Raw genomic sequence first — 21,844 nt, 5'->3', positions numbered from 1 at the left:
CTGCGCGACTCAGCCCTTGCGGGTGAGCAGTGCAGGGCGCTCACCGCGCGGGCGGCTCGGCAGATCGTCCAGCTGCTCTGGCGTTGGGTAACGGTCGAGCTTGGATTCCTTGCGGATGATCACTGGCTGGTGCTGTTCGCGGGTGCTGCGTACTGCCGGCTCCTGACGCGCGGCATCGTCACGCCCGGCCGAACGGTTGCGGCCACCGCCATTGTTGTCACGACGCGCGCCGCCACCGTTGTTGTTGCGTGGGCGCTTGTCGCCGCTGGCGCTGCGCTGCTGGCCGCCAGCATTGCGGCCCTGGCCTTGGCCACCACCGCTATTATTGCTGCGCTGGCCGCTGCCCTGGCTTTGGCCCTGGCCTGCACCACCCGGACGGCGGTTGCGTCCTTGGCCTTTACCGTTCTGGTAAGGGCTGACGTAGTCGGCGCGGTTACCGAAGTTGTCGACATCGTCGTCCAGAAACTCTTCCGGATCACGGTCGGCAGCGACTTTCGGTGCAGAGCTGTTACTGGCCTGCTGTTGCTGACGCGGTTTCTTGTCACGCGGCTTGCGTTGCTGCTGTTGCTTATCGCCGGACTTTTCCTTGTCGGCTGGCTTGTCAGCAGCCTGCTGCTTGGCCTTGCCTTTGTCCTTGCCTTTGTCCTTACGGCCGCCGTTGGCGTCTTTGCTGCCTTCGCCGCGGGCTTGCTGCTGGTTGCGGCCGCCGCGGCCGTTGTTCTGCTGGCGCTCACGCACCTCAGGCTTTTCAGCTTCTACCTGGCTGGCATCGAAGCCCATCAGGTCGCCGTCAGGGATCTTCTGCTTGGTGACGCGCTCGATGCTCTTGAGCAGCTTTTCTTCATCCGGCGCGACCATGGAAATGGCCTCGCCCGAGCGCCCGGCACGGCCGGTACGGCCAATGCGGTGCACGTAGTCTTCCTCGACGTTCGGCAGCTCGAAGTTGACCACGTGGGGCAGCTGGTCGATGTCCAGGCCTCGGGCGGCGATGTCGGTGGCTACCAGCACGCGCACGCTGTTGGCCTTGAAGTCAGCCAGGGCCTTGGTGCGGGCGTTCTGGCTCTTGTTACCGTGGATCGCGGCAGCGGTCAGGCCGTGCTTTTCCAGGTATTCGGCCAGGCGGTTGGCGCCGTGCTTGGTGCGGGTGAACACCAGTACCTGTTCCCAGGCACCCAGCGTGATCAAGTGCGCCAGCAGGGCGCGCTTGTGGCTGGCGGGCAGGCGGTAGACGCGCTGCTCGATACGCTCGACGGTGGTGTTCGGCGGGGTGACCTCGATGCGCTCCGGGTTGTGCAGGAGCTTGTCGGCCAGGTCGGTGATGTCCTTGGAGAAGGTCGCCGAGAACAGCAGGTTCTGGCGCTTGGCCGGCAGGCGGGCGAGGACCTTCTTCACGTCATGGATGAAGCCCATGTCGAGCATGCGGTCGGCTTCGTCCAGGACCAGGATTTCCACGTGGGCCAGGTCGACCTTGCCTTGGCCGGCCAGGTCGAGCAGGCGCCCCGGGCAGGCGACGAGCACGTCGACACCCTTGGCAATGGCCTGGATCTGCGGGTTCATGCCGACGCCACCGAAGATGCAGGCGCTTACCAGTGGCAAGTCGCGGGCGTATACCTTGAAGCTGTCGTGTACCTGGGCGGCGAGTTCACGGGTCGGGGTCAGGACCAGAACGCGCGGCTGGCGCGGGCCGTGACGCTGAGACTTGTCGGGGTGGCCGGCCGGGAACAGGCGCTCGAGGATCGGCAAGGCGAAGCCGCCGGTTTTACCAGTACCTGTCTGTGCGGCGACCATCAGGTCGCGGCCTTGCAACACGGCGGGAATGGCCCGCTGTTGCACCGGGGTCGGCTGGGTGTAGCCCGCTGCCTCGATAGCGCGGACAAGAGCCTCGGAGAGTCCGAGGGAAGCAAAGGACATGGGCAATCCTGTTCTCGTGTGGGCTGGGCCCGTTGGGATATTCTGCCTGGCGCGACGGGCATCGAAGGGATGCGATCGCGTCCGGTCCAGCTGGGCTTTCACTGCACATCCGGGAAACGGAAGGTGGACGCTAAGTTGCGTCGATGCCGATCGGGATGCCTGTTGCGAGGCCGAGCGTCCGGGCGTGAGCCGGGCGGGAAGGCCCGAGTATAACAGAGCTAACGCAGCGTGCTGCTTTCCTGCTGCTCAACGGCGCCAGCAAGATCGCCTGCGTCGCCGATGTAGTGTTCGATAATCGCCTCGAACGCCGGTTCCTGCTTGAAACGACGCAGTTCTTCGGCATACGCCTGGGCGAGTTGTTCGCGCCCGGGTTTGCGCGCCAGGCCCAGGTATTGCGCCTGACGGCTGATCATCAGGGGCAGCTCTTCGACCTGCTGTTCGAGGCCAAGCTGTTTTCGCAGGTAACGCCCGACCAGACGGTCGGTGACCAGCAAATCGATGCGCCCACGAATGAGTTTGCCGAAATTGGCTTCGTGGCTCGGCGCGGTTTCGCGGCGGAATGCCTGGGACTCATTAAATGCCTTGTCGTAGGCGTAACCCGGCGACGTGCCTACGGTCAGGCCGCTGAGGTCATCCAGCTGGCGGATGGCATGGCGCCGGTCGCTGGCCTGATACAGCACGAACTCGACATCGGACATGGGTTCTGCCGGGTAGACCAAATACGCCTTGCGCGATTCAACCTGGAAAATGTCCATCACGCCGTCAGCCTGGCCCTGTTCCACCAGGGCAAGGCAGCGCTTCCACGGCAGGAACTGCCAGTCCACCTCGACACCCAGGCGGCGAAAAACCTCAGTAGTGACTTCGTAGTCGATCCCTTTGGCCCGGCCGCCATCGCGATACACATAGGGCGCCCAGTCGTCGCTGACCAGGCGCAGCCGCTCGCCCAGCGCCATCGGGCTCAGGCAGGCGAGCAGCAGGATGCACAGCAATTGGGCGATGTGGGGCATGGCGCGAGATTACGCGCTCACCAGAGGCAAGGCCAGTGAAGATCAAAGCCCCTGGTTTCGGCCTCAGCGATGGGAAGAACGCAGCAGGTGTGCCTCGATATCCTTGCGCCGACCGCCCAGTGACAGGCGCAGGCTCGGGTGGCGAAGGCACTGGCGCAATTGCTCAGGCTCGATGCGCCCGTGGCGTTCGTTGAGGTTCTCCAGGGCCTTGTCCCACCAGGCCGATGCACAGGCGCGATCGAACTCGTTGGGGTAGGGGTAGCAGCCATACAGCAGCTCGCGCACGAACTGGCGCTCGCGGCTGGGCATGGTCAGGCTCAAGGCCTTGTAGCCCAAGCGCTGCAAGGTCGGTGGGCGTGGCAGTTGGTCGTTGACCAATGCCACATCGGCGAGCGCTGCCGGCCCCAGCGGGTTATCACCGTGCTTGCGCAACCAGGCCTGAATCTTGGCGCGGAACTGGGCTTTGCGGCTCCAGTAGTGATGGATCACGTCGGTGCATTCGGCCAGTTCCATCTTGCGGTAAGCGGCCACCGCCAGGCAGAACTCTTCCAGGGTATAGGCGGTGCGGGCCAACGGGTAGAACTCGTCCATCATGGCAATGGAACGGTCCAGCACGTCGGTATCTTCGGCACACAGGCCGATTACGCCCGAGTTGACCAGCGGCATCTGGCAGTCGGCCAGGCCGCGTGATTCGAGAATGCCGAGCAGGTTCGTGTACAGCAGGCACTGCTGATTCGCGCCGTAGCGTGCGCCAATGGCGTTGCACAGCAGCGTGCCGGGTTTGACCCGCTGGAACAGTTGCAGCGGCGACTTGCGGAAGAAGGTATCGGTGTCGATCAGTACAGCCTGAGGATGCTGCTGCAGCACCTGGCGCAACAGCACGTGCTTGCTGCGGAAGTGATAGCCGTGGGGCTGGTTCCAGGCCTTGCGGGTGGCCTCGTCGAGCAGATGGACGGTCACCGGCAGTTTGCCGTAGGGCTCGGCATTGTCGGTATAGACCTGAATGTCGATGGCCTGAGTGGCATTGCCCTTCAGGTGCGCGAGGGCGCTGACGATGCTGAAACAGGCTTCCTGATGATAGGTGGCAGGGCCGAACGCCAGGTACACGAGCTGAGGGCGAGATGGCAGGAAATGTTGCATTGCGAACGACACCTATCAGGGCCAGAAAGAAAATAAGGCCCTAGTCTACGACTAAAGCCTTAATTCTTTCAGAATCCGATGATGCCAAAAAGTTTCAGCGTGGCAATTTCAGATTGTTCCAGATCGCCAGGCTCGCCTCGGCCTGGTTGAGGGTGTAGAAGTGCAGGCCCGGCGCGCCGCCTTGCAGCAGTTGCTCGCACATGCGGGTGATGACTTCTTCGCCAAAGGCCTGGATGCTCGCGGTATCGTCGGCGTAGGCTTCCAGCTGCTTGCGGATCCAGCGCGGGATCTCGGCGCCGCAGGCATCGGAGAAACGCGCCAGTTTGCTGTAGTTGGTGATCGGCATGATGCCGGGCACCACCGGGATATCCACGCCCATTTTCTGTGCACGCTCGACGAAGTAGAAGTAGCTGTCGGCGTTGAAGAAGTACTGGGTGATGGCGCTGTCGGCGCCGGCCTTGACCTTGTGCACGAAGTTGCCCAGGTCGGCTTCGAAGTTGCGCGCTTGCGGGTGCATTTCCGGATAGGCGGCTACTTCCAGGTGGAAGTGGTTGCCGGTTTCCTGGCGAATGAACTCGACCAGGTCGCTGGCATAACGCAGCTCACCACTGGCCATGCCCATGCCCGACGGCAGGTCGCCACGCAGGGCGACGATGCGCTTGATACCGGCAGCCTTGTATTCGGCCAGCAGGGCGCGCAGTTCGTCCTTTGTGTCGCCAACGCACGACAGGTGCGGCGCGGCAGGAATTTTCACTTCGCTTTCCAGCTGCAGCACGGTGTTCAACGTGCGGTCGCGGGTAGAGCCGCCGGCACCGTAGGTGCAGGAGAAGAAGTCCGGGTTGTACGCGGCCAGCTGGCGAGCAACGCCCATCAGCTTCTCGTGACCGGCGTCGGTCTTGGTTGGGAAGAACTCGAAACTGTAACGGCGATCTTGGGACATCAGGCGTTCCTCGAGCAGCAGGCCTCTGGCAGCAAGCTGCAAGTAAAAGCCAGATCGGTGATGGCCGATCTGGCTTGGGCATCGTTCAGGTTTCGGCGTTGAAGCGTGTCGCTCCAAGCCTGCCGCTTAGTAGCGGTAGGCGTCCGGCTTGAACGGGCCTTCGACGGTCACGCCGATGTACTCGGCCTGTTGCGGGGTCAGCTGGGTGACCACGCCACCGAAGCCGCGGACCATTTCCAGGGCCACTTCTTCGTCGAGTTTCTTCGGCAGCACTTCCACGGTCAGGCGCTCGGCCTTTTTGACAGCTGGCAGTTCAGCGAACTTCTGCTCGAACAGGAAAATCTGCGCCAGCACCTGGTTGGCGAACGAACCGTCCATGATGCGGCTTGGGTGGCCAGTGGCGTTGCCCAGGTTCACCAGGCGGCCTTCGGCCAGCAGGATCAGGTAGTCGTCGTTCTGCGGGTCGAAGGTACCAGCGCCAGTGCGGTGGATCTTGTGAACCTGCGGCTTGACCTCTTCCCATGCCCAGTTCTTGCGCATGAAGGCGGTGTCGATTTCGTTGTCGAAGTGGCCGATGTTGCAGACCACGGCACGCTTCTTCAGGGCCTTGAGCATGTTGGCATCGCAGACGTTGACGTTACCGGTGGTGGTGACGATCAGGTCGATGCGGCCCAGCAGGTCGGCATTGATGCCGGCTTCAGTACCGGTGTTGATACCGTCTTTGAACGGCGAAACGACTTCGAAGCCGTCCATGCAGGCCTGCATGGCGCAGATTGGGTCGACTTCGGTGACCTTGACGATCATGCCTTCCTGACGCAGCGACTGGGCCGAGCCCTTGCCCACGTCACCATAGCCGATTACCAGGGCCTGCTTGCCCGACAGCAGGTGGTCGGTGCCGCGCTTGATGGCATCGTTCAGGCTGTGACGGCAGCCGTACTTGTTGTCGTTCTTGCTCTTGGTGACCGAGTCGTTGACGTTGATCGCCGGGACTTTCAGCTCGCCCTTGGCCAGCATGTCCAGCAGGCGGTGCACGCCAGTGGTGGTTTCTTCGGTCACGCCGTGGATCTTTTCCAGCATGGCCGGGTATTTCTTGTGCAGGATTTCGGTCAGGTCACCACCGTCGTCCAGCACCATGTTGGCGTCCCAAGGCTGGCCATCCTTGAGGATGGTCTGCTCGATGCACCACTCGTACTCCTGCTCGGTTTCACCTTTCCAGGCGAACACAGGAATGCCGGCGGCGGCGATGGCGGCAGCGGCCTGGTCCTGGGTGGAGAAGATGTTGCACGACGACCAGCGGACTTCTGCACCCAGGGCGACCAGGGTCTCGATCAGCACGGCGGTCTGGATGGTCATGTGGATGCAGCCGATGATCTTCGCGCCCTTGAGCGGTTGTTCGGCTTGATACTTGCGGCGCAGGCCCATCAGTGCCGGCATTTCCGATTCGGCGATGATGACTTCCTTGCGGCCCCAGTCGGCCAGGGAAATGTCGGCGACCTTGAAGTCGGAAAAACCAGCAGGCGTGTTTACAGCGCTCATGAGAGCCTCCATTCGTAGTGTGCGAATGGGCGCCGTTGTGCGTTGAGCGTCCGCTTCAGCGGACAACGCCCCAACCGAGCCTGACAGGCCGAGCCTGCTGCAGCGCCCCTCGGATGGGTGGCGGGATGGCCGCCACTGCGGGCAGCCATGAGAATCGGCAGCGATTATAGCCGTGGCTGTGTGACACACCCAAGGCTTTCTGTCGATTTATCGCGACGATAGTCGATGTTCAATGGAGCGGCGGCGGCCGCTCTGCCATCATTACTTCACGTTAGCCAAGCAGGTCAGGAGTAAAGATGAACTTTCACACCCGCAAATGGGTAAAACCCGAAGACCTCAACCCCAACGGCACGCTGTTCGGCGGCAGCTTGCTGCGCTGGATCGACGAAGAAGCGGCAATCTATGCCATCGTCCAGCTGGGCAATCAGCGCGTGGTGACCAAGTACATGTCGGAGATCAACTTCGTCAGTGCCTCGCGCCAGGGCGACATCATCGAGCTGGGCATCACGGCCACCGAGTTTGGCCGTACCTCGATCACCCTCAAGTGCGAAGTACGCAACAAGATTACCCGCAAGAGCATTCTGACGGTCGACAAGATGGTCTTCGTCAACCTGGGCGAAGACGGCTTGCCGGCGGCCCATGGGCGGACCGAGATCAAGTACGTCCAGGACCAGTTCCCGGACTCCGCAGTCGAGTGACAATTCGGGGGCCGCGACGCGGCCCCTGCCTTTCAAGGCTGTGCACTGACCTTGCGAACCACCCGGCCAATGCTCAAACCCTGCACCAGGATCGACGACAACACCACGATGTAAGTGATCGACAGCAGCAGGTCACGTTCCGCGCCCAGTGGCAGCGACAGCGCCAGGGCCACCGAAACCCCGCCACGCAGACCACCCCAGGTCAGAACTCGCACAGTGCCTTTCGGCACTGGCCGCCAGCGGCGCAACAGCACGATTGCCGGGGCCACGGTCAGCAGCCGCGACAGCAGCACCGCCAACGCCAGCACGCCACCCGCCGCCAGGTGCAGCCAGTTGAACGGCAACAGCAACAGTTCCAGGCCGATCAGGGCGAACAGCAGGGCGTTGAGCATGTCATCGATCAGCTCCCAGAAGCCGTCCATGTAGCGGCGAGTCATGTCGTTCATTGCCAGGTTGCGCCCCAGGTTACCGATGATCAGGCCCGCGACCACCATGGCGATCGGTGCCGAAACATGCAGCTCGTAGCACATCGCCGAACCACCGATCACCAGCGCCAGGGTCAACATTACCTCGACCTGGTACTGCTCGACGCTCTTGATCATGCGGTAGGTGGCATAGCCGATCACGCCGCCGAACAGCACGCCGCCGATTGCTTCGCGGGCGAACAGGATGGCGGTGTCGGAGACGCTCGGCGTTTCGCCGAGTTGGATGATGCCCAGCAACACGGTAAACACCACCACCGCAGTACCGTCGTTGAACAACGACTCGCCGACGATGGTGGTCTTAAGCGGCTTTGAGGCGTTGGCGGTTCGCAGCGCGCCCAGCACGGCGATCGGGTCGGTCGGGGAGATCAGCGCGCCGAACAGCAGGCAGTAGATCAGCGGCACCTGCCAGCCGAACATCGCGAACACCCAGTGCGACAGGTAGCCGATCACCACGGTGGCAATCAGCACACCCAGTGTGGCCAGCAGGCCGATCGGCCAGCGATAACTGCGCAGGTCGCTGAGGTTGACGTGCAATGCGCCGGCGAACAGCAGGAAGGCCAGCATCCAATGCATCAGCAGGTCGTTGAAATCGATCTGGTTCATCAAGCCTTCGACGCGTTCTTCCAGGCCGGGGAAGCCGATCAGGCTCAGGCCCTGCAGCATCAGGGAGAACAGCAACGCCGTGACCATCACGCCGATGGCGGGTGGCAGGCCGATGAAGCGGTAATTTACATAGGTGAGGAGGGTGGTGAGGCAGATAAACGCGGCAACTAGTTCAAGCATCCCGAATCCTGTGACAGTGGCTTCCAAGTCGTTACCCGAATGGCTCGGGCAGTTCTTTGATGATCTGGCGAGGGGCTCGGGACACACTTTCTGACTGTGCAGATAGACCGCGTATCCGTTGTGAGGTTTCCTGCATGCGGTTTCAGGCTTCTGTTTTGGCCGTTGGGCGCTTGCCGATTGGCAGCATGGCGGGATGACGCTGTAAGCCTGAACCCGGCAGGGCGACTTCAGCGATTCGGGCTGCGAAATATCTGTCGAAAGGCTCCCAGTCAGGGTACTCCTCGGGCGAAACAGACATCGCCATCAAACGCCCCACCAAGCCGCAGATCCAGTCTGCGCATTGAAGTGTCTAGAAAAGGTGGCTTTCGCCCTGCAGGGGAGGCTCTACCAAGCTTCGGCATTTTTCAGTGGCATCGTGACGTTACGTGTCGTGAAGAGTTTGGAACCTTTCTTTTTCCACTGATAGGCGGGGAGCCTCCTGGGGTTTTCATGGGCTATGTCCCAGACAAGTAGCTGGCATTTCAGTTGATAGAAGAAGATGGCGAACTCTCGCACTTCTTCAGCTGGGATAAGAATCCCACCCAGGCCAAACACGGGGCTGGTTTTGAATTGGCTGTGTGTACGCGAGATGTATTGCCCGACATGGCCGAATTCGTCGAGGTAGGCCACAAAGTGAGTCATGAGTTCCGGGGTTCCTTGCCCCCAGAAACACGAAAGCCCGCTTGCTTGCGCATCGCGGGCCTCGGAAGGTAGGCACGGGTTACCCCATGCGTTATGGCGATCCTAAACCTGCGCGTGTCGAAGCGTCAATCGTGTTTCGTAAGTGAGTGTGTATTCGTAGTGGTGGCTGCGTTCAGGTGCAGCACGAGCGCCCAACTACATGCGATGCGGTCCGTTATGAGTGTATTGAATGATGAGGCGAGAAACGGCTTTCTGAGGTGGCTGAAACTTCTACTGAACTTGTAGTCTTTTTCAGTAGCCTGACGCTGCCCCGAGGTATAGTGCTGCGGACCCATTTGAACCCAAGGCAAGGACTCTCTCGCGTGCTGGCAACTTCCCTGGTATTGGTCGCCGCCCTGCTGCATGCGACTTGGAACACCCTGATCAAATTCAGTGCCGAGCGCCTGTTGGTGATCGCCAGCATGGACGTCGTGGCGTTGCTGTTCGCCGTGTGCGCGGTGGCCTCCACCGAGTTCCCGCCCGCCGAGATCTGGCCTTGGTTGCTGGCTTCGGCGCTGGCCGAGCAGTTGTACCGGTTTCTGCTGATCCAGGCCTATCGGGTCGGGGATCTGGGGCTGGTCTATCCTCTGATGCGCGGCCTGTCGCCGTTGGTGGTGCTGGGGCTGACCCTGGCGTTTGCCGGTGAGTCGCTCAGCTCGCAGCAGATAATCGGCATCCTGCTGATCCCGTGTGGCATGGCGTGCCTGTTGTGGCAGGGTGGCGGTGGTGACCGGTTGCCGTGGTCGATGCTGCCGGTGGTTGCGCTGATCGGGCTGTGTATCGGTTGCTATACCTGGTTCGACGGCCAGGCGGTGCGGTTGTGGGGTAAGCCTTGGGATTACCTGGTGTGGTTGACGCTGCTCAGCGCCTGGCCATTCCCGTTGCTGGCCAGCGTGGCGCGCAGGGCGCCGTTCGTGCTGTTCTGGCGTACCCAATGGCGCTTGGGCCTGGCTGTGGGCTTTTGCGTGCTGTTCAGTTACGCACTGGTGTTGTGGGCCATGCACCTGGGGTCGGTGGCAGAAGCGGCAGCTCTGCGCGAATTGAGTGTGATCTTGGTGGTACTGCTCGGTATGCGCTACCTCAAAGAACCTTTTGGCGGGCCGAGACTCCTAGCTTGCGGGCTGGTCCTGGCAGGCATGCTGGTGATGAAGCTCTGACCTCACGATCGAACAAGGAGTCCTGTCCATGACCGTTGCCCTGTGGTGCATTCTCATCGCGTTGTTTCTGGCGCCGCTGTGCGCATTGATCGCTAAAGTGTCGAGCGGCCGCTTCGGGCTCAAGGACAACCACGACCCGCGCGCCTTCCTCGACACGCTGTCGGGCTTGCCGCGCCGTGCGCATGCCGCCCAGCAGAATAGCTACGAGGCTTTTCCGGCATTTGCAGCGGCGGTGCTGGTGGCAGATATCGTCGGTAATGCCGAACAGGTGACCCAGGATGTGCTGGGTGTGATGTATATCACCAGCCGCCTGCTCTACATCATCTGCTATTTGGCAGACTGGGCGGCGTTGCGCTCGCTGGTATGGTTTGCCGGGTTGGCGATTATCGTGGCGTTCTTTGTGGTTTCCATCTGATATCGAGTCGCCTGCTTCGCGGGACAAGCCCGCTCCTACGGGTAAAGCGCAGGATCGACGGCTTGCGCGATACCTGTAGGAGCGGGCTTGTCCCGCGAAGCAGGCGGCTCGGTCTTCAAAGAACCTTGGGCACCTCAGGCAACGGTTTGCCCTTGGGCCAGAGCATCCAGATCTGCCCCTGCTGCTTCATGTTCCCGGCCAGTTCGCCAGCCGCCGGCCCAGTGCCCCAGAACAGGTCGGCACGCACTTCGCCGGCAATTGCTCCGCCCGTATCCTGAGCCCCCACCGGACGTACCACCGGCGTGCCGTCGGGGCGCGTGGTCGACAGCCACAACAAGCTGCCCAGCGGGATCACTTTGCGGTCGATGGCCACGCTGTAGCCCGCTGTCAGCGGCACGTTCAATGAGCCACGCGGCCCTTCGTTGCTGTCCGGGCGGGCACTGAAGAACACATAGCTAGGGTTGCTGGCCAGCAGTTCCGGCACGCGCTGCGGGTTGGCCATGGCCCAGGCGTGAATGCTGCCCATGGTCACGTCTTCTTTTTTCAACTGGCCTTGTTCCACCAGCCAGCGGCCGATTGGCCGGTAGGGGTGGCCGTTCTGGTCGGCATAGCCCAGCCGCAGCTGGCGGCCATCTTCCAGCTGGATTCTGCCTGAGCCCTGAATCTGCAGGAACTGCAGGTCCATCGGATCGGTCAGCCAGGCCAGCACGGGTGCCTTGACCCCATCGCGGCTGATCACCTCGGCAGTGTCGTAAGGTTTGAGCACGCGACCGTCCAGGCGGCCACGCAGGCGCTTGCCTTTAAGTTCGGGGTACACGCTGGCCAGGTCGACCACGATCATGTCATCGGGTACGCCATAAACCGCAACGTGCGCCGCTTCAGTACGCTTCAGGCTGCCGGGGTAGACCGGTTCGTAATAGCCGGTGATCAGGCCGTTGGCGTTGTTGTCGGCGGAACGCAGGCCATACACCTGCAGGTTCTGCTCAAGGAACGTGCGCACCTGGGTGGCGCTCGCTGTGTCGCTGCCGGCCGCTTCGCAGGTGGCGGCCCACACCGGGTCGCGTTTGAGTTTTTCGCAGCCGTTGCGCCAGGCGTAGAAGCCGGCCAGCAAGTCTTCATCGCTGACCGCAGGCAGGTCTTTCCAGGTGGCCGGGGCATAGGTGGCGATGGCATGAGGCTCGGGCTTGGCGTTTTCGCCGCCGTTGCAGCCGGCCAGCAGGGCGAGTGCCGGGAGTGTCCAGGCCAGATGGCGCAGGGCAGATTTCATCAGTGGGTACCTGTGGCTGGCGAACATGAATATTCGCCCTTGTATTTTATGTGGCTATTGGTCTTTGCCTGGCGGGCGGCGATACTGGCCGCCCCTTTGCGTAGGCTGAAGTGACCGTGATGTTCAAGCGATTGACCGTAGTACTGCTGGCTGCCCTTGCCCTGACTGCCTGTGACCGGGTCGACCCCAACTCGCCGCTGGGCAAGCGCAAGGCAATCTTCAAGGACATGCTCAAGACCAGCGAAGACCTGGGTGGCATGTTGCGCGGGCGCTTGCCCTTCGACGGGGTGAAGTTCGCCGATGGTGCGTTGAAGCTTGATGGCCTTGCCCATGCGCCGTGGCAGCATTTTCCGCAGGTGCGGGATGAGGGCGACAGTAGCGCACGGCCGGAGGTGTGGGAGCGGCAGGCGCATTTCCATGACCTTGCCCGGCAACTGGAAGGTGTGACCGGCGAATTGGTCGACGTGACGCGGACCCAGCCATTGGACGCGGCGCAATTGAAGGCACCGATGGACAAGGTCGAGGCGGCGTGCAAGGCGTGCCATAACGAATTCCGCAATCATTGATCGCCTGCGTCAACAGGCGATCAGCAAGGATCAACGGTCCAGGTCGTCCACGGCTTCCTGCAGCTCTTTACGGGACTCGGCAAGCTTGTCCTTGCGCTTGTTGATCTTTTCCGCGTCGCCTTTTTTCTCGGCCTTCTTCAGGTCTTTCTCGCGCTGTGCCACTTCATGGCGGGCATCGAGCACTTTCTGCTCGCGCTCTTTGCGCAGGCTGGCGTCGGTGCAATTGTCAACGCCACGCAGTGCTTCCTCAAGCCCTGCCACCTGATCACTGTTGCCGTGGTCGCGGGCGATTTTCAGCTGGTTCTCGATGGCACTGCGCTTGGCGGCGCAACCGGTCAGGCCTTCTTCGGGTTGGGCGGCTTGGGTGACGCCGGCAGAGAGACCAAGCGTGGTCAGCAGCGCCAAGGTGGAAATCAATTTCATCAAAGCCTCCTTGAGGGGGCGGGGCAGCAAAAGATGGGGCAAATCCTGCCTTGCTTTTGACGATTTAGGAACCCTTGTTGGATATTTCTGGAACAATCCAGGCATTTTCCTACAACAGTTTTTGTTATAACTCATTGCCTCACGCGGGTGGCAGCGGCAGGAAACCCCTGGATGCCGCTTTCGCTCAGCTTTTGAGCCAGGGCCTGCACGTGCTCAGCCGCAAAAAATGCTTGTAGTTGGCTGGCACGGATTGCGCCAATGCCGGGCAGGGCTTGCCATTCAGCGGCTGAGCGCCGGGCGAGGGTCGCCCAGTCGTCCTCGATTGGCAGATTGCGTGGTATCGGCACGCCAAGACCGGTGATCCACTGGTCGAAAGGTCTGGCGCGGCCAGCCTCGAAGCTTCGTTGCAAGCGCCTGGCGCTGGTATCGCTGATGCCCGGCACCTGGGCCAGTAGCTTGGCGTCCAGCTCAAGCCAGTCGGTCAGCGACGTTACCAGCCCGGCCTGTACCAGCCGTCGCCAAGTTCCGCGCCCGGTGCCCGGCATGGCCAGGCCATGTTTGCCACTGAGCCAGGTGAGGCGAGCAATGAATTGCTCTTCGCAGTTTTCAACAGCTTGCCAGCAGGTCAAGGCGCCGTATTGATCCAACGCAGGAACCGTCAAGTCTTGGCGCTCGATGGCGCGGTGCACAACCTGCTCGAAGCGCGGGATGGTCAACCCCGCCAGGCTGATGGCTACCTGGTCCCCCGGGCGAATATCGAGTGCCTGCCAGCGAGCCAGGGAGCCCAGGCTCACCTGGGTAACACGGCGGTCGTCGAGTTGTACCGGCTGCAGCTTCAGGACCGGTGTGATTCGGCCTGTGCGACCGATGCGAAAGTGCACGTCACGCACTTCGCTCAATACCTGGGCAAAGGGATGCTTCCAGGCTGCGATCCAGTAAGGTGCATTGGTCTGCCAGCGCGCAGCGGATGGCCGCGTGTTCTGGCGCAGGATCACTCCGTCCGTGGCGAAGGGCAGGGCAGAGCGATACCAGTGCTGGCGCCAGTGTGCAGCTTCGCCAGCACTGCCGATGGCCACGCTGTAGCGCTGGCTGTCGGGGAAACCCAGTGCAGCGAGCCGGGCCACACGCTCGCCCTGATCGTTCGGCCCTTGCGGCCAGTCCCAGACAAACAGCGCAATATCTGCGCCTTGTTCACGGGCCAGCTGCTTGCGCGCCAACAACCCCGCTACGGTGGCGCGGGCGTTGACGCTACCGTTGCGTGCCTGCACATGGTCATCCAGGCGCAGGTACAGCTCGCCTTGCAGGATCAGGTCCAGTGAGCTTGGCAATTGCCGGTTGATGCCTTCCAGAACCTTGATATGCCGGCTCCAGTCATGCCCGTGGGTGCCGTCACCCCTGCTGAGCAGTTGGGTCAGGCTGCCTTGCTGATAAACCAGGGTCACCGCGACGCCATCGACCTTCGGTTGTAGCCAGACACCTGTCTTGCCGGCCATCCACTGGCTCACGGCCTGTTCATCCGGCAGCTTGTCGACGCCGGTGTGTGGGATCGGGTGGGCAATCGGCCCGCGTGCGCTGGCCAGTGAATCCAGCTCGCTCTGCAGTGAGAAACACCCTTGCAGGTGCAGCAAGCGTTGCCGGCTCTGGTCATAGACCTCATCGGGCACCAGGGACTTGCCCAGGCGATGGTAGTGGTCATCCCATTGGCTAACTGTCGCGCGCAGGCGGGTGACTTCTGTGCGAGCCCGCTCGACTGACCAGGTTGGGCAGTCAGCGGCTTGCGCGTTGAACGATAGAGCGAGCAGGAACATGAGCACTAATGGCATGGCCAGCATCCTTGCTTGGCAGAGGGGAAGCCTCAGCCTAGGCAACGCAAGCGAGCGTTGTGCCGCGCAGTTGTCAGCCGATATGTCACAAAAAAAGCCCCTGCCGATCACCCGGCAGGGGCTTTCATTTACCGCTGTAGGAAAATTACAGGCCGGCAGCGTCACGCAGCGCCTGGGCGCGGTCGGTGCGTTCCCAGGTGAAGGTGGTGAAGGTGTCGTCGCCGACGGTCTTCTGCTGCGGCTCGCGGCCGAAGTGGCCGTAGGCAGCGGTTTCCTGGTACATCGGGTGCAGCAGGTCGAGCATCTTGGTGATGGCGTACGGGCGCAGGTCGAAGCACTCGCGCACGATCTGGATGATCTTGTCGTCGGAAACCTTGCCGGTGCCGAAGGTGTTGATCGAGATGGAGGTCGGCTGGGCCACGCCGATGGCGTAGGACACCTGGATCTCGCAGCGCTCGGCCAGGCCGGCGGCAACGATGTTCTTGGCCACGTAGCGGCCGGCGTAGGCGGCGGAACGGTCGACCTTGGACGGGTCCTTGCCGGAGAACGCGCCGCCACCGTGCCGGGCCATGCCGCCGTAGGAGTCGACGATGATCTTGCGGCCGGTCAGGCCGCAGTCGCCCACCGGGCCACCGATGATGAAGTTGCCGGTCGGGTTGATGTGGAACTGGGTGCCTTTGTGCAGCAGTTCGGCCGGCAGGGTGTGCTTGACGATCAGCTCCATTACGGCTTCCTGCAGGTCTTTCAGCGAGACCTCAGGGTTGTGCTGGGTCGACAGGACAACCGCGTCGATACCGACGACCTTGCCGTTCTCGTAACGGCAGGTGACCTGCGACTTGGCGTCAGGGCGCAGCCACGGCAGCAGGCCGGACTTGCGCGCTTCGGCCTGGCGCTCGACCAGGCGGTGCGAGAAGCAGATCGGCGCTGGCATCAGTACGTCGGTTTCGTTGCTGGCGTAGCCGAACATCAGGCCCTGGTCACCCGCACCCTGGTCTTCCGGCTTGGAGCGGTCGACGCCCTGGGCGATGTCCACCGACTGCTTGCCGATGATGTTCATCACGGCGCAGGTGGCGCCGTCGAAGCCGACGTCGGAGCTGTTGTAGCCGATGTCGATGATGACCTTGCGCACCAGCTCTTCCAGGTCGACCCAGGCGGAGGTGGTGACTTCGCCGGCGATGATGGCGACACCGGTCTTGACCAGGGTTTCGCACGCTACGCGGGCGTACTTGTCCTGGGTGATGATGGCATCAAGGACCGCGTCCGAAATCTGGTCGGCGATCTTGTCCGGATGCCCTTCGGACACGGACTCGGAGGTGAAAAGGGAGTATTCGCTCATCTCGACGGGTTCCTAAAATTTACCGATGGTGAGTGTCGCCAGTCGTCCGCTGAAAGTGGCGGACCTGTATCTGGAAACCGTTACGCAAGCCCACATAGAGGCTATCCCCGGGGGCCAGCCCGGCTGCTGTGGCCCAACGGGCCAGGTCGTCCTGTTCGAAGCCCAGCCAGAGGTCGCCGCAGGCTTCCCGCGCCCAACCCTGGTCATGGCTGCACAGTTCGGTGACCAGCAGGCTGCCGCCTGCCTTCACCCGTTTGGCCAGCTGGCGCAGGGCCAGGGCCGGGTCGCTGAAATGGTGCAGGACCATGTTCAGCACAACGCAGTCGGCTTCCACATCCGTTGCACCCAGTGCATCGGCCAACTGCAGGTATACGTTACCCAGGCGTTCGCGTTCGCAGACCTGGCGCGCCAGCTCGAGCATGGTCGGGCTGTTGTCCAGGGCCGTGACTTGGGCGAAGCGCCGTGCCAGGTCTGGCAGGAAGCCGCCATCGCCTGGGCCGACTTCCAGCGCGCTGGCGGTCGAGGCGAAGTTCAGCTTGTCGAGCAGTGCCAGCAGGCTTTCGCGGTACTGCGGCAAGCCGGCGATGAGGTCTTGCTGGGCGCGGAACTTTTCTTCCACACGCAAGAAGAAGTCCTGGCTGGTGGCGGCGCGGCGTTGCTGCACCTGGGCGATGCGGGCCTGAACATCCTCCGGCAAGGTCAGGTCGTCGACCTCATCGAGCAGGGCCATGTGCAGGCGCCCACCGAAGCGCTGGCCATCGGGCAGCGCGCGACGGTAGAAGATCGCATTGCCTTCACGCCGCGTGGCAACCAACTCGGCCTGGGCCAGCACCTTGAGGTGGTGGCTCATGCCCGACTGGCCGACGTCGAAGATCTGCGCCAGCTCCAGCACGCCGAACGAATCACTGGCCAGGGCACGCAACACGTTCAGGCGCAGCTCGTCGCCACTGGCCTTGCACAGGGCGGCCAGTGTATCGCTTTGCTGAGGGATCGGTTGCGCACGGAGGTTCATGGGGCGGCAGTCTAGACAGGCAGGGCTGCCCCCGCAAGGTCAATATCAAAAAGTTTTGATATTGCCTGATGGGCGGGTGACGCTGGCGGATTTTTCGCCGTTATGGAGGCCAATCACAGGAAAATCCCCCAACTGCGACCATCCGTGATTGCCCCCGGCCCCCGCAGTGGGCGAAAATGGCCGCCTTTTTCGTGACACCACCTATTCAAGCCCCAGGAGATAAGCGATGCCCAGCCGTCGTGAACGTGCCAACGCCATTCGTGCCCTCAGCATGGATGCCGTGCAAAAGGCCAACAGCGGCCACCCAGGTGCCCCCATGGGCATGGCGGATATCGCCGAAGTGCTTTGGCGCGACTACATGAAGCACAACCCGAGCAACCCGAAGTTCGCTGACCGTGACCGCTTCGTGCTGTCCAACGGCCACGGCTCGATGCTCATCTATTCGCTGCTGCACCTGACCGGCTACGATGTCACCATCGATGACATCAAAGGCTTCCGCCAGCTGCACAGCCGCACCCCGGGCCACCCGGAGTACGGCTACACCCCAGGCGTCGAAACCACCACCGGCCCGCTCGGTCAGGGTATCGCCAACGCCGTGGGCTTCGCCCTGGCGGAAAAAGTCCTGGCGGCCCAGTTCAACCGTGACGGCCACACCATCGTCGACCACAACACCTACGTGTTCCTCGGCGACGGCTGCATGATGGAAGGTATCTCCCACGAAGTCGCCTCGCTGGCCGGCACCCTGGGCCTGAACAAGCTGATCGCTTTCTACGACGACAACGGCATCTCCATCGACGGCGAAGTCCACGGCTGGTTCACCGACAACACCCCGGCGCGTTTTGAAGCCTATAACTGGCAGGTCATCCGTAACGTCAACGGCCATGATGCCGATGAAATCAAGATGGCCATCGAGACCGCGCGCAAGAGCGACCGTCCGACCCTGATCTGCTGCAAGACCATCATCGGTTTCGGCTCGCCGAACAAGCAGGGTAAGGAAGACTGCCACGGCGCACCGCTGGGCAACGACGAAATCGCCCTGGCCCGCAAGGAACTGAACTGGAACCACGGTCCGTTCGAAATCCCGGCCGACATCTACGCCGAGTGGGATGCCAAGGCTGCCGGCGCCAAGGCCGAAGCCGACTGGAACCAGCGTTTCGACGCCTACGCCAAGGCCTACCCGGAGCTGGCTGCTGAGTTCAAGCGCCGTGACAGCGGCGAGCTGCCGGCTGACTTCAGCGAGAAGGCCCAGGCCTACATCAATGAAGTGGCCGCCAAAGGTGAAACCATCGCCAGCCGCAAGGCCAGCCAGAACGCGCTGAATGCCTTCGGCCCGATGCTGCCTGAGTTCCTCGGCGGTTCGGCTGACCTGGCCGGCTCCAACCTGACCCTGTGGAAAGGCTGCAAGGGCGTCGAGGCCAACGATGCCAGCGGCAACTACGTGTTCTACGGCGTGCGTGAGTTCGGCATGACCGCGATCATGAACGGCGTTGCCCTGCACGGTGGCCTGGTACCTTACGGCGCGACCTTCCTGATGTTCATGGAATACGCCCGTAATGCCGTGCGCATGTCGGCGCTGATGAAGCAGCGCGTGATCCACGTCTACACCCACGACTCCATCGGCCTGGGCGAAGACGGCCCGACTCACCAGCCGATCGAGCAGCTGACCAGCCTGCGCAGCACGCCGAACCTGGACACCTGGCGCCCAGCCGACGCGGTCGAATCGGCCGTGTCCTGGAAAAACGCCCTGGAGCGCAAGGACGGCCCATCGGCGCTGATCTTCTCGCGTCAGAACCTGCAGCACCAGGAGCGCGACGCCCAGCAGATCGCTGACATCAGCCGCGGCGGCTACGTGCTCAAGGATTGCGCTGGCGAGCCTGAGCTGATCCTGATCGCCACCGGTTCGGAAGTGGGCCTGGCCGTTCAGGCGCACGCCAAGCTGACCGAGCAGGGCCGCAAGGTACGCGTGGTTTCCATGCCTTGCACCAGCGTGTTCGATGCCCAGGATGCTGCCTACAAGCAGTCGGTACTACCGGTCGAAGTCGCTGCGCGCATCGCTATCGAAGCCGCTCACGCGGACTTCTGGTACAAGTACGTCGGCCTTGAAGGTCGTATCATTGGCATGACCACCTACGGCGAGTCGGCTCCGGCCGCTGCACTGTTCGAGGAATTCGGCTTCACCCTGGAGAATATCCTGGGCACCGCCGAAGAGCTGCTGGAAGACTGATACAGGCAAGGCGAGGGCCTTGGGCCCTCGCTCGCGGCGCAAGGCCGCTCCCACAGGGTCCGCTTGCACTGCGGTACTTGTGGGAGCGGCCTTGTGCCGCGAATGGGCCGCATGGCGGCCCCGTTCAACCGCCGGAGTTCACGAGCTACCTATGCCTCACCTGCGTCCCTACAAAGTTGCACTCAACGGTTACGGCCGCATCGGCCGCTGTGTCCTGCGCGCACTGTTCGAGCGGGGGGCAAAGGCCGGTTTCGAGATCGTTGCGCTGAACGACCTGGCCGATCAGGCCAGCATCGAATACCTGACACGCTTCGATTCCACCCACGGGCGTTTCCCCGGCGAGGTGAAGGTCGTCGGCGACTGTCTGCACATCAATGGCGACTGCGTGAGAGTCATGCGCAGCGCCACGCCTGAAGGCGTCGACTGGTCCGCCCTGAATGTCGACCTGGTGCTGGAGTGCTCCGGTGTCTACCACACCCGCGCCGATGGCCAGCGCTTCCTCGATGCCGGTGCGCCGCGCGTCTTGTTCTCGCAGCCCATGGCTAGCGAGGCCGATGTCGACGCCACCGTAGTCTACGGCATCAACCAGGATTGCCTGACAGGTAACGAACGTCTGGTGTCCAACGCCTCCTGCACCACAAACTGCGGCGTACCGCTGCTGCGCGTGCTGGACCAGGCATTTGGCATCGAGTACGTGCAGATCACCACCATCCACTCAGCGATGAACGACCAGCCGGTGATCGATGCCTACCACCATGAAGACCTGCGTCGCACGCGCTCGGCCTTCCAATCGGTGATCCCGGTGTCTACTGGCCTGGCGCGCGGTATCGAACGCCTGCTTCCGGAACTTGCCGGGCGAATTCAGGCCAAAGCGGTACGCGTGCCGACCGTCAACGTCTCGTGCTTGGACATCACCCTGCAGACCACCCGCGACACCAGCGCGGCCGAGGTCAATCGGGTGCTTCGCGAGGCAGCGCAGAGCGGCCCGCTCAAAGGCCTGCTGGCCTACACCGAGCTGCCTCACGCCAGCTGTGATTTCAACCACGACCCGCATTCGGCCATCGTCGATGCCAGCCAGACCCGCGTCTCAGGCCCACGCCTGGTGAACCTGCTGGCTTGGTTCGACAACGAATGGGGGTTCGCCAACCGTATGCTCGACGTTGCCGAACACTATCTGCACGTCGTCCACCCAACCCGCAGCAAACAGCCCTGAAGGACTGCATTCATGACCGTGTTGAAGATGACCGACCTCGACCTGCAAGGTAAGCGCGTACTGATCCGCGAAGACCTCAACGTACCTGTGAAGGACGGTGTGGTAACCAGCGATGCGCGTATCCTGGCAGCGCTGCCGACCATCAAGCTGGCCCTGGAAAAGGGTGCGGCGGTAATGGTCTGCTCGCACCTGGGCCGCCCGACCGAAGGCGAATTCTCTGCCGAGAACAGCCTCAAACCTGTCGCCGACTACCTGAGCAAGGCCCTGGGCCGCGAAGTGCCGCTGGTTGCCGACTATCTGGACGGTGTTCAGGTCAACACGGGTGATCTGGTGCTGTTCGAGAACGTGCGCTTCAACAAGGGCGAGAAGAAGAACGCCGACGAGCTGGCACAGAAGTACGCCGCCCTGTGCGACGTGTTCGTCATGGACGCTTTCGGCACCGCTCACCGCGCTGAGGGCTCGACCCATGGCGTCGCCAAGTTCGCCAAGGTCGCTGCCGCTGGCCCGCTGCTGGCAGCAGAACTGGACGCCCTCGGCAAGGCCCTGAAAGCCCCGGCCAAGCCGATGGCGGCCATCGTCGCCGGCTCCAAGGTGTCGACCAAGCTGGACGTACTGAACAGCCTGAGCAGCGTCTGCGACCAGCTGATCGTCGGTGGCGGCATCGCCAACACCTTCCTCGCCGCTGCCGGCCACCCGGTCGGCAAGTCGCTGTACGAGCCTGACCTGGTCGACACCGCCAAGGCCATCGCCGCCAAGGTCAGCGTGCCACTGCCCGTCGACGTGGTGGTTGCCAAGGCCTTTGCCGAAGACGCCGAAGCCACCGTCAAGGCCATCGCCGACGTAGCCGCCGATGACATGATCCTGGACATTGGTCCGCAGACCGCAGCCAATTTCGCCGAGCTGCTGAAGTCGTCGAAGACCATCCTGTGGAACGGCCCGGTTGGCGTGTTCGAGTTCGATCAGTTCGGCAACGGCACCAAGGTGCTGGCCAAGGCCATCGCTGAGAGCGCTGCGTTCTCCATCGCCGGTGGTGGCGATACCCTGGCTGCCATCGACAAATATGGCGTCAGCAAGGAAATCTCCTACATTTCTACCGGTGGCGGTGCTTTCCTCGAGTTCGTCGAAGGCAAAGTGCTGCCAGCCGTGGCGATCCTGGAAGAGCGGGCAAAAGCCTGACAATGGCGGCGC

19 protein-coding genes and 1 riboswitch are annotated in these 21,844 nt (G+C 62.5%); of the genes, 7 read left to right on the top strand and 12 right to left on the bottom strand.

Annotated elements, in window-relative coordinates; all coding sequences use genetic code 11:
- Positions 1 to 9 precede the first annotated feature (9 nt).
- The 5 genes from BGP85_RS27190 to ahcY all read right to left on the bottom strand — a co-directional run bounded on the left by BGP85_RS27190 (position 10) and on the right by ahcY (position 6,534).
- Positions 10 to 1,911, bottom strand: a complete 1,902-nt coding sequence (locus BGP85_RS27190) for a DEAD/DEAH box helicase (RefSeq protein ID WP_103445974.1) — start codon at positions 1,909 to 1,911, stop codon at positions 10 to 12.
- Between the two features lie 218 nt (positions 1,912 to 2,129).
- On the bottom strand, positions 2,130 to 2,918 hold the full coding sequence (locus tag BGP85_RS27185) for a substrate-binding periplasmic protein (protein ID WP_103445973.1): 789 nt from the start codon (positions 2,916 to 2,918) through the stop codon (positions 2,130 to 2,132).
- A 63-nt stretch (positions 2,919 to 2,981) separates the two neighbouring features.
- Positions 2,982 to 4,058, bottom strand: a complete 1,077-nt coding sequence (locus BGP85_RS27180) for a hypothetical protein (RefSeq protein WP_103445972.1) — start codon at positions 4,056 to 4,058, stop codon at positions 2,982 to 2,984.
- A 94-nt stretch (positions 4,059 to 4,152) separates the two neighbouring features.
- Positions 4,153 to 4,998, bottom strand: a complete 846-nt coding sequence (gene metF, locus BGP85_RS27175) for a methylenetetrahydrofolate reductase [NAD(P)H] (protein WP_103445971.1) — start codon at positions 4,996 to 4,998, stop codon at positions 4,153 to 4,155.
- Positions 4,999 to 5,124: 126 nt separating this feature from the next.
- Positions 5,125 to 6,534, bottom strand: a complete 1,410-nt coding sequence (gene ahcY / locus BGP85_RS27170; protein ID WP_103445970.1) for an adenosylhomocysteinase — start codon at positions 6,532 to 6,534, stop codon at positions 5,125 to 5,127.
- Positions 6,535 to 6,554: 20 nt separating this feature from the next.
- Positions 6,555 to 6,651: riboswitch (S-adenosyl-L-homocysteine riboswitch) on the bottom strand.
- 179 nt (positions 6,652 to 6,830) lie between these two features.
- On the opposite strand from ahcY, the gene BGP85_RS27165 reads away from it, so the two are divergent.
- Complete coding sequence (locus BGP85_RS27165) at positions 6,831 to 7,232, top strand: acyl-CoA thioesterase (protein ID WP_012274534.1); 402 nt, start codon at positions 6,831 to 6,833, stop codon at positions 7,230 to 7,232.
- Positions 7,233 to 7,264: 32 nt separating this feature from the next.
- Here the strand turns inward: BGP85_RS27165 and BGP85_RS27160 are convergent, their stop codons facing one another.
- Positions 7,265 to 8,500 carry a cation:proton antiporter gene (locus BGP85_RS27160; RefSeq protein WP_103445969.1) on the bottom strand — a complete coding sequence of 412 codons (1,236 nt, stop codon included), beginning with the start codon at positions 8,498 to 8,500 and terminating at the stop codon, positions 7,265 to 7,267.
- Positions 8,501 to 8,884: 384 nt separating this feature from the next.
- The gene (locus tag BGP85_RS29405; RefSeq protein ID WP_258035830.1) at positions 8,885 to 9,181 is read right to left on the bottom strand and encodes a DUF3800 domain-containing protein; all 297 of its coding nucleotides are present in this window, start codon (positions 9,179 to 9,181) and stop codon (positions 8,885 to 8,887) included.
- 362 nt (positions 9,182 to 9,543) lie between these two features.
- On the opposite strand from BGP85_RS29405, the gene BGP85_RS27150 reads away from it, so the two are divergent.
- Positions 9,544 to 10,377 (top strand): EamA family transporter, encoded by an 834-nt coding sequence (locus BGP85_RS27150; protein ID WP_103445968.1) that lies wholly within the window; start codon positions 9,544 to 9,546, stop codon positions 10,375 to 10,377.
- A gap of 28 nt (positions 10,378 to 10,405) precedes the next feature.
- Positions 10,406 to 10,792: an MAPEG family protein gene (locus BGP85_RS27145; RefSeq protein WP_103445967.1), complete on the top strand. Its 387-nt coding sequence runs from the start codon at positions 10,406 to 10,408 to the stop codon at positions 10,790 to 10,792.
- A gap of 115 nt (positions 10,793 to 10,907) precedes the next feature.
- Here BGP85_RS27145 and mltA read toward each other — a convergent pair whose 3' ends face one another.
- Positions 10,908 to 12,059 carry a murein transglycosylase A gene (mltA, locus tag BGP85_RS27140; RefSeq protein ID WP_103445966.1) on the bottom strand — a complete coding sequence of 384 codons (1,152 nt, stop codon included), beginning with the start codon at positions 12,057 to 12,059 and terminating at the stop codon, positions 10,908 to 10,910.
- Between the two features lie 119 nt (positions 12,060 to 12,178).
- On the opposite strand from mltA, the gene BGP85_RS27135 reads away from it, so the two are divergent.
- Positions 12,179 to 12,625 carry a c-type cytochrome gene (locus tag BGP85_RS27135; RefSeq protein WP_103445965.1) on the top strand — a complete coding sequence of 149 codons (447 nt, stop codon included), beginning with the start codon at positions 12,179 to 12,181 and terminating at the stop codon, positions 12,623 to 12,625.
- Between the two features lie 30 nt (positions 12,626 to 12,655).
- Here the strand turns inward: BGP85_RS27135 and BGP85_RS27130 are convergent, their stop codons facing one another.
- The 4 genes from BGP85_RS27130 to BGP85_RS27115 all read right to left on the bottom strand — a co-directional run bounded on the left by BGP85_RS27130 (position 12,656) and on the right by BGP85_RS27115 (position 17,219).
- Positions 12,656 to 13,048, bottom strand: coding sequence for a DUF1090 domain-containing protein (locus BGP85_RS27130; protein WP_103445964.1), 393 nt, complete (start codon positions 13,046 to 13,048; stop codon positions 12,656 to 12,658).
- Positions 13,049 to 13,179: 131 nt separating this feature from the next.
- Positions 13,180 to 14,871 carry an NAD-dependent DNA ligase LigB gene (gene ligB, locus BGP85_RS27125; RefSeq protein ID WP_103445963.1) on the bottom strand — a complete coding sequence of 564 codons (1,692 nt, stop codon included), beginning with the start codon at positions 14,869 to 14,871 and terminating at the stop codon, positions 13,180 to 13,182.
- Positions 14,872 to 15,016: 145 nt separating this feature from the next.
- Positions 15,017 to 16,207, bottom strand: a complete 1,191-nt coding sequence (gene metK, locus BGP85_RS27120; RefSeq protein WP_103445962.1) for a methionine adenosyltransferase — start codon at positions 16,205 to 16,207, stop codon at positions 15,017 to 15,019.
- A gap of 19 nt (positions 16,208 to 16,226) precedes the next feature.
- The gene (locus BGP85_RS27115; RefSeq protein ID WP_103445961.1) at positions 16,227 to 17,219 is read right to left on the bottom strand and encodes an ArsR/SmtB family transcription factor; all 993 of its coding nucleotides are present in this window, start codon (positions 17,217 to 17,219) and stop codon (positions 16,227 to 16,229) included.
- A gap of 226 nt (positions 17,220 to 17,445) precedes the next feature.
- On the opposite strand from BGP85_RS27115, the gene tkt reads away from it, so the two are divergent.
- The 3 genes from tkt to BGP85_RS27100 all read left to right on the top strand — a co-directional run bounded on the left by tkt (position 17,446) and on the right by BGP85_RS27100 (position 21,832).
- A complete protein-coding gene (tkt, locus tag BGP85_RS27110; protein ID WP_103445960.1) occupies positions 17,446 to 19,443 on the top strand; it encodes a transketolase in 1,998 nt (665 codons plus the stop codon).
- Positions 19,444 to 19,594: 151 nt separating this feature from the next.
- Positions 19,595 to 20,656: an erythrose-4-phosphate dehydrogenase gene (gene epd / locus BGP85_RS27105; RefSeq protein ID WP_103445959.1), complete on the top strand. Its 1,062-nt coding sequence runs from the start codon at positions 19,595 to 19,597 to the stop codon at positions 20,654 to 20,656.
- Positions 20,657 to 20,668: 12 nt separating this feature from the next.
- The gene (locus BGP85_RS27100; protein WP_103445958.1) at positions 20,669 to 21,832 is read left to right on the top strand and encodes a phosphoglycerate kinase; all 1,164 of its coding nucleotides are present in this window, start codon (positions 20,669 to 20,671) and stop codon (positions 21,830 to 21,832) included.
- Positions 21,833 to 21,844: the final 12 nt, after the last annotated feature.

Source organism: Pseudomonas putida, from assembly GCF_002906855.1.
Classification (GTDB): Bacteria; Pseudomonadota; Gammaproteobacteria; order Pseudomonadales; family Pseudomonadaceae; genus Aquipseudomonas; species Aquipseudomonas putida_N.
This window is presented reverse-complemented; position numbering and strand designations above follow the sequence as displayed.